Source organism: Bacteroidota bacterium (assembly GCA_018831055.1).
In the GTDB taxonomy this organism is placed as follows: domain Bacteria; phylum Bacteroidota; class Bacteroidia; order Bacteroidales; family B18-G4; genus M55B132.
The window spans coordinates 1-2,344 of record JAHJRE010000289.1 but is presented as its reverse complement, the minus strand read 5'-3'; the positions used below and the strand labels follow the sequence as shown (position 1 = coordinate 2,344).

Below are 2,344 nucleotides of genomic sequence, written 5' to 3'. Positions count from 1 at the left end.
GGTCGCCGCCCGCAAAGAATTCCTGCAGGCCCAGATCGAGATGATCGAAGACTGCGGATTGCGTCCGGTAATCGTCGACGACGATGCCCTGGCCATCTACAACGCGTACGAGTACAACTACGACATCGACCCGACCAAGGTCACCGCCCTGGTCAATATCGGGACCGATGTCACCAACCTGACCTATCTGGTCGACGGTCTCTACCACTCGACCCGTGACGTCTCGGCCGGCGCCCGTGAAATCTACAACGCCGTGCAGAAGGAATTCCGTCTGAATCCCGAACTGACCTCGAAGGCCATCAAGGGTGAGATGAACGAATCCATCGACCAGGACATGCTCAAAGCAACCATCATCTCGGCAACCGACGAGTTGATCTCGGGCATCGAACTGGCCTTTTCATACTTCAAGTCGCAGTCGAAGGTCGACGCGATCGACTGGCTCGTGCTCTCCGGTGGCGGTGCGCTGACGCCCTACCTGCCGGAACTGCTGCAGTCGAAGCTCAACATTCCACTCGAAATAGCCAACCCGCTGCGGAAAGTGGATTACGACCCCGATCTGTTCCAGTACATCCAGCCGGAAAAGATCGCGCCGCTGCTGACCGTCTCTGTTGGATTGGCGATGCGGAAGGTGAGGTAGGACTGGTATGATAGAAATAAACCTACTGCCCAAGGGATATCGGAAAAAGCAGCTCAGCTTGAATTTCGGCAAGTCCGGCTTCTATGCAGTCGCCGCCGCCGCCGGCATCATCCTGATGCTTCTGGCCGTTACCGTGTACCAAAAAAGCCAGCTGGCGACGCTCAATGACAACATCGACAAAGCCAAGCAGCGCGCGGCCATGCTCCAGAAAGACATTCAGCTGGTTGACGGTCTGACGGACGTCAAGAGAAAGATCTCGGCCCGTATGTCCGCGGTCGAGAGTCTTGACAGCCACCGTTCAGCCTGGGTGCGGATCCTCGAGGATATCAACCGCAACGTGCCGGAATTCGTCTGGCTCGGCCGCTTCACCGAAAAGGACGCTCCGCCCGATACCTCGCAGGCCAAGGCCAAAGCGGGTGAAAAATCCGCCGAGACTCCGGTGGACCCGGCCCAGCCGATCATTCATCCGGTCGAGGTCGAAGGGTACGCGTTTACGCTCAACGCCCTGGCGTCCTTTATGATCAACACCATGCGGTCGGAATACTTTGAAAATGTAGAGTTGGTCTCCACCAAGGAAATCACGCTCGGCGAATACAAGGCCTACAACTTTGTCCTGTCCTGCAATCTCCACTATCTCTCTGATGAGGAGCTGCGGGGATTGATCGCCCAGGCGGAAGACTCCAGGGTGGGCACGGAATCGACCAGCCACAAGAGCTTAAACTGAGGAAGATAGGCTATGGACCTTAAAGATTCCAAAACCCAAAAAATAGCAATGGCTGTGCTGTTCTTCGTTATCGTGGCCTACTTCTGGTATTCACGGCTGTACGTGAACCTGGACGATCAGATCAGTCTGAAAAGCCAGGAGTTCGAGTCGATCACGACCAACCTTCGTAACGTAGAACTCAAGGCCAAGTCGCTTGACGCCCTGCAGAACGAATATGCGGATCTCACCGATCGGTACCATGAGATCGAGGCGCTGTTGCCGGAAGTGAAGCAGATCCCGTCGCTGCTCGTGCAGCTGCACACCGCTTCCTCCATCACCGGCACCAAGATCACCCAGATCGAGCCGCAACAGCTGCAGAGCCAGAATTTCTACAACATTGCCTCATTTGAGGTGGAGATGACCGGTACCTATCACGATCTCGGCCGGTTCATCAGTTACGTCGCCAATTTCCCCTTTATCGCCAACGTATCGGGAGTCGAAATGACCGCGCTTAAACTGGCCGTTTCGAAACCGACGACGGAGACCGCGGGTGAATTGGATGACCTCTCTAAAAACGAAACCATGACTGCCAAGTTCACCCTGTCGACATACTTTGTGAAGGAAAATGAACGGCTCAGTGAACTCGTTCTGTAACGAAGTGAGGAATCCAATGAAGAAGACAATTGGTCTCATTTGCACGATACTCTTGCTGACCGCCGGCTCCTCGTTCGCCGCCGCCAAGGTGTCCAACGTCGAGCTGACCTGGCAGGACGGGTTCACCGTTGCACACGTGGATGTTCAGGGGGCTGTCCGCTTCTCGCATCAAACCGAGGAAGCCAAGGACGGCCGGCCGTTCCGCGTCATTGTCGATATCCTGTCGGCGACGCATAATCTCGGCCAGAAAACATTCTCTGATGTCCCCACGTGCCCGGTCACCAACATCCGCACCAGCCAGTTTGCGGTCTCGCCGGAGAAGGTCGTGCGACTCGTATTCGACATGCGCC

At 55.8% G+C, this 2,344-nt stretch carries 4 protein-coding genes; all 4 read left to right on the top strand.

Going from position 1 to position 2,344, the window contains the following annotated elements; genetic code table 11:
- On the top strand, positions 1–637 hold a 637-nt coding region (locus KKA81_16720), incomplete at its 5' end, for a pilus assembly protein PilM (protein MBU2652570.1).
- Between the two features lie 58 nt (positions 638–695).
- Complete coding sequence (locus KKA81_16715; protein ID MBU2652569.1) at positions 696–1,361, top strand: PilN domain-containing protein; 666 nt, start codon at positions 696–698, stop codon at positions 1,359–1,361.
- A 12-nt stretch (positions 1,362–1,373) separates the two neighbouring features.
- Positions 1,374–1,994 carry a type 4a pilus biogenesis protein PilO gene (locus tag KKA81_16710; GenBank protein ID MBU2652568.1) on the top strand — a complete coding sequence of 207 codons (621 nt, stop codon included), beginning with the start codon at positions 1,374–1,376 and terminating at the stop codon, positions 1,992–1,994.
- 16 nt (positions 1,995–2,010) lie between these two features.
- Positions 2,011–2,344, top strand: a 334-nt coding sequence (locus KKA81_16705) for an AMIN domain-containing protein (protein ID MBU2652567.1), incomplete at its 3' end; no start/stop codon positions are given.

Bases quoted from the DNA above. Each gene is read 5' to 3' on its own strand.
- KKA81_16710 (MBU2652568.1), top strand. From the start codon at position 1,374: ATGGACCTTAAAGATTCCAAAACCCAAAAAATAGCAATGGCTGTGCTG.